Genomic DNA, 4482 nt, shown 5'->3' on the forward strand with positions numbered 1-4482 from the left:
TTTACGCCAGCTCTGTACGCGAGATTTCAAAGCGTAAAGCGGTTGCTGAAAGAGTTGTCGGAACAAACCTCACCGAAGCACGGGCATATTGTGAAGTTTACCTACCAATATGGGAGCTACGACGAGTCTGCTTTGCTGTTCAAAGAAGGAGACGTCAGAAACGAGAACCTGATTGCTTGTGTTGGTGGGAAAACGCTAAACCTCGGAGAGTTAGAGCTTCGAGATTATGGGCTCAATATGCACATCGGTTGCGGTGGACCATTTGAGCCGATCTCAGAAGCGCAGATTCAGTCCTTGTCTGAGTTTGACTTCTATGAGACGACCTACAGATTCTGGGGCCAGAATCCATGTGGAAACGGGATGATAGACATCACCGTCCCCATGAAACGTTGGTTCTTGACTGTGTAGCTTCAACCTGAGTGCGCCGAGAAATCGGCGTACCGGCCCCTTAAAAGGGGAATCAGCGCAGGGGGAAACCCCGCGCTTTCCCAAGCATCTCGGTCTCCCAGGATGCTTCGGAAAGTGCCTTAGGCGCTCAAGTGCGGTAGCTGGCTGCCAAAAACAAACAGCAAATTATTAACCCTGCTGGGGGATAGCTCTCCGGTAGGGGGCTATCTCCAACTAATTTATGGAGATATAGATATGTTAAATTTCGATAAAGTAGCAACCGTTCACAAACTTTCGGTTGTTAAAAAAGCTGATGAGCATGACTCAGAATTCGATGTCTACCTATGTGAAGACCAGTTCGGTAACGAATGGGCCTTATCAAAAGAAGGGGAACCTGAGTATGCAGAGTGGGGAGTTTACAATTACATCGTTCGTGACGGTGTTTGTCTGATCACCACCTTGGTATCAACACCTTGTATGACGTGGGAACTTGCAGATCTTCCCAAGGAGTATAAAGGTGAATTACAAGTCGGCATGTCAATCAATTAGAACCTTAGTCGCTCAAGCGCGATGACGGGCTACCAAAATATCAACCCTGACGGGAGCACCTCCTGTTAGGGGGTCTCCGTCATAAACTGAATGGAGATATAGCATGTCTAAAAACGTCAACGATGTTTTTTCAAACCGAACTTCTTTGGAATGTACTGTGAATGCAGCGCTGGACCGTCGTATCGGTCTTCGTGTCGGGTTCCCTCATTACCGAGAAGGAGCAAACGGTGTGGTTTGTGAAATCGAAGCAGAGTACCCATTGCTGAATACTCATTCGAGTGTTGCATGGCCCCTGCTCGATGAACTCAACAGTTACGCCATCCAAAAAAACCAATCGCTCATTGATCACATTGATAATGCGGTCGCTGAACTGTTGAAACACAAGGCTCGTCTACAGCTTGATATTCAAAAGCTGCAAGACGGTGACATTGATCTGGTGAAACAGGCCAAGCAGCAATACGAAGACAACCAGATGTCGAGTAGCAGCTAGTTCAGGTCTGATAGCCAGGATTCAATTTTAACCCTACCGGGGTGCTTTCCCGGAAGGGATGGGCACCCTGCTAATCCAGGAGGCCCTATGCAACAAGCATTAAACTTTGATCTATCAGAACAACCCCTCCCTGTGCTTTTGCGCGGGGATAAGTGGGATTCTGTTTGGTCAGAACTGACTGATAACGAGGATTTGAACTTCGTTGATGCCAGTAGAGGAACCAGTCTGTCATCGTTGATCACGTCATCGGTTGAGGCCATTCACACGGCCTTAATTGATGGATGGACCATGATGATCGGCTATTCCAGTGGTAAAGATTCTGAAACGGTCTTGCATCTGTTCCTGATGGCCCTGATCCGGGCTGTCAGGAGTGGGGCGACCATCAGCCAACACCACTTCATCTTGCACACTGACACACTGATCGAAAGCCCAGAAGTAAGATGGCTGGCGGATCAGAAACTGGCCGAGCTGGAGCGTTTCATTGCGAAGGAAAATCTTCCTCTGACCATCGTTTTGGCAAAGCCGGGGATCACGCAGAGTTGGACGGGCCGAATCCTTACGGGGAGGGGGTTGCCTACGTTTAGCAATAGTGCGAGACAATGCTCGAATGAGCTGAAGATCACTTCTGCTAAGAGAGCTAAGGCCGCTTATATGCGGGACCTTCCCAGGGAGGTTCGGCAGAAAGTCTGCCTTTTGTTGGGTAGTCGTGATGCTGAAAGCACAATTCGTGCAGCCAACATTGCAAAACAGCGAGGAAGCTCAGATCGCGTCATTAAGACGAAGGATGGGGGTGAGCTGTATGTAGTGAAAAACTGGTTGGCGAGTGATGTCTGGGAGTTCTTGCTATCCGCTGGCATGGGCTCAGCATATCCTCTGCCAAGTTACTTGGAGAGCAATGTCACTACGGCAGAGCTCTACAAGGCGGCAACAGGAGAGTGCGTGTGGTCGGCAACAGAGAAAAAGGCCAGTGACGCCTGTGGCGCTCGCTTCGGTTGCTGGGCTTGCCAGGCTGTTGGGTTGGATAAGTCAATGGAGACATTGCTTGCCACGGACCCTGAAAGGCATGGCTACATGGCAGGGCTGAACCGTATCCAGCGCTACTTGGCTAAGCGCCGGTACGCATGGGAAGACCGCCATCCCGTAGGTCGAACGATTTACGAGGGTGGATACATCAAAATACAGCCGGACGTTTACAGTCCTGTTTTCCTCGAACGATTACTTCATGTCTGTTGCAGCATGGACTACATGGAGCAAAAGAGAGCTGATGAGCTGGCATACAAGCTGGCTACTGGGCAAGCAGAGGATAACGACTGGAACCGTCGAATGGCAGAGCCACAATTCCGGATAATATCGGAAGAGGCTTTAGTCCATATCGACTTCATGTGGGCCTTCCATCATTTCAATGATAAGCCTTTCCATGCCCTGGAGATTTACCACAGGGTTTGGTCGATGGGTGATCTGGACTTGCTGGAAGACGAGCCGCAGTGTGAAACCGTTCCTCAGTCACCAATTCCGAAGCCATTGTGGTTGAAGGTTGGTCGCTGGGGCGATGGTTCGCTTTCTGATGGCTTGGCCGACCCGTTAGCGGAAATGGCTTACTTTGACGGCGGGGATGACCCGTTGGCAGCGAAAGTGATCAATACCGCAGACGGAAAGAGAAGGGTGGTTTGCTTCGCAGAAGATGATGAGGTGAAAGTCGATCCCGACTCCGCTGCGTTCATCATCTGGAACGAATACCCGAGACTAAGGGAGTCTGTACTAAAGGGACATTATACGCCCGGTAGTGCAGCGCAGTTCTACCTTCGGTTCGGAGCTATCCAGCTTGCGAAAGGAAAAGGCGCTTTGTATCACCGTATGATGCAAAGAGGTCAAACCTACCAACAGATGGGCCTTACAGGGCTACAGACGATGGAAGGAATCCAACAGCGCAAGGATGTCAAAGTGCTTAGCGATGCTAAATACAAAGATCTGGTGAAGCGAAAAATTAAGGGAAGACTGGCAACGGTACGCTGGTGGGTCAACTTGCACTTAACGTTCAAGTACCATCTGCACCACCGTACTCCGACGGGGTTGTTCATCGAGAAGCAACTTAACCAGGAAGCAATGGAAGAACAGAAACGGCATCAGGAGCGATGGTTTAACTACGTGACTGACGCGATGCTTTGTTACTCCAGCGCATTCTGTATGAGCGTCATGGAAGGGCGAGAGGGGAGCGGAAACGCCAACATTCGTCGTTACATGGCCGCGACCAGAAGGAAGGCTTATACGGCCCTCTGCGAGCTCTTGGACAATACTGACGCCCTGTGGGTGAATGATGTGGTTCAGGGTGCCGTAGGGCAGTATGAGGCGATACAGGCAGCCCTAACCGAAGGTTCCGCGCTTGCTATCTATCTTGACTGGATCAACCTACTGTCAAAACGCCATCCAGCCTCTTTGGAGCGACATGTCAGAACGATGATCAAGGCGGTTCAACGCTTACATCGCCGCGACGACACAGAGTTGCAAAGAGGACAGCAAGGCTTGTCCTTGGCCGCATAAAAGGCCCTCCTTCGGGAGGGCTTTTTCTTTTGCACCCCAAAAGGGCAATTACAGCGTTTTACCCTTTCAGGTGGCTGTCATACTCTTTGCTCATTGTCAGCGCTTGCTGGCTATAACGGTAGCTGGCCCAAAACAGCAATAACCTAACCCCTCGGGAGGCAACCCCTCCTGGGTTCTCTCCCACAAACAAAGGAGAGAAGCATGAGCCTAGACAAGTTAAGTCGGCTGGTGGACCAACAGCGAAAGACTCAGGATGAAATCGACAATGAAATCATTCTGGCCGTCAAAGAGGTGTTGGCTACAAACTCAGTCGGTTTAGCCCGTGAGCTTGTTGGGGGTGTCCCGCAAGATCATCCATTCCATCCGTTTTTACTCGCTATAGCTAAGCAGCTTGACCCGAGATAACTAAGTAACCCAACCGGGTACACCAAGGCCCGGTCGGCTTTGGTGTACCTCCAACCAATTTTGGAGGCACTATGTCTAATTCAAATTTCGGCTTTCTAGCTCTGGCCTTGCGC

General features: G+C 50.4%; 5 protein-coding genes. All 5 read left to right on the forward strand.

The window, feature by feature from the left end:
* Positions 1 to 408, forward strand: a 408-nt coding sequence (locus tag BHE89_RS10385) for a hypothetical protein (protein ID WP_128860454.1), incomplete at its 5' end; no start/stop codon positions are given.
* Positions 409 to 642: 234 nt separating this feature from the next.
* Positions 643 to 936 carry a hypothetical protein gene (locus BHE89_RS10390; RefSeq protein ID WP_021293658.1) on the forward strand — a complete coding sequence of 98 codons (294 nt, stop codon included), beginning with the start codon at positions 643 to 645 and terminating at the stop codon, positions 934 to 936.
* Positions 937 to 1039: 103 nt separating this feature from the next.
* Positions 1040 to 1426 (forward strand): hypothetical protein, encoded by a 387-nt coding sequence (locus tag BHE89_RS10395; protein WP_024126935.1) that lies wholly within the window; start codon positions 1040 to 1042, stop codon positions 1424 to 1426.
* 87 nt (positions 1427 to 1513) lie between these two features.
* The gene (locus tag BHE89_RS10400; protein WP_069369985.1) at positions 1514 to 3964 is read left to right on the forward strand and encodes an adenine nucleotide alpha hydrolase family protein; all 2451 of its coding nucleotides are present in this window, start codon (positions 1514 to 1516) and stop codon (positions 3962 to 3964) included.
* Between the two features lie 201 nt (positions 3965 to 4165).
* The gene (locus BHE89_RS10405; protein WP_000050848.1) at positions 4166 to 4369 is read left to right on the forward strand and encodes a hypothetical protein; all 204 of its coding nucleotides are present in this window, start codon (positions 4166 to 4168) and stop codon (positions 4367 to 4369) included.
* Positions 4370 to 4482 lie beyond the last annotated feature (113 nt).

This window comes from Shigella sp. FC1967 (assembly GCF_001743005.1).
Lineage (GTDB): Bacteria > Pseudomonadota > Gammaproteobacteria > Enterobacterales > Enterobacteriaceae > Proteus.

What these genes read in the sequence shown, in the direction of transcription:
- BHE89_RS10390 (WP_021293658.1), top strand. Translation starts at nt 643, where the DNA reads ATGTTAAATTTCGATAAAGTAGCAACCGTTCACAAACTTTCGGTTGTT.
- BHE89_RS10395 (WP_024126935.1), top strand. Translation starts at nt 1,040, where the DNA reads ATGTCTAAAAACGTCAACGATGTTTTTTCAAACCGAACTTCTTTGGAA.
- BHE89_RS10400 (WP_069369985.1), top strand. Translation starts at nt 1,514, where the DNA reads ATGCAACAAGCATTAAACTTTGATCTATCAGAACAACCCCTCCCTGTG.
- BHE89_RS10405 (WP_000050848.1), top strand. Translation starts at nt 4,166, where the DNA reads ATGAGCCTAGACAAGTTAAGTCGGCTGGTGGACCAACAGCGAAAGACT.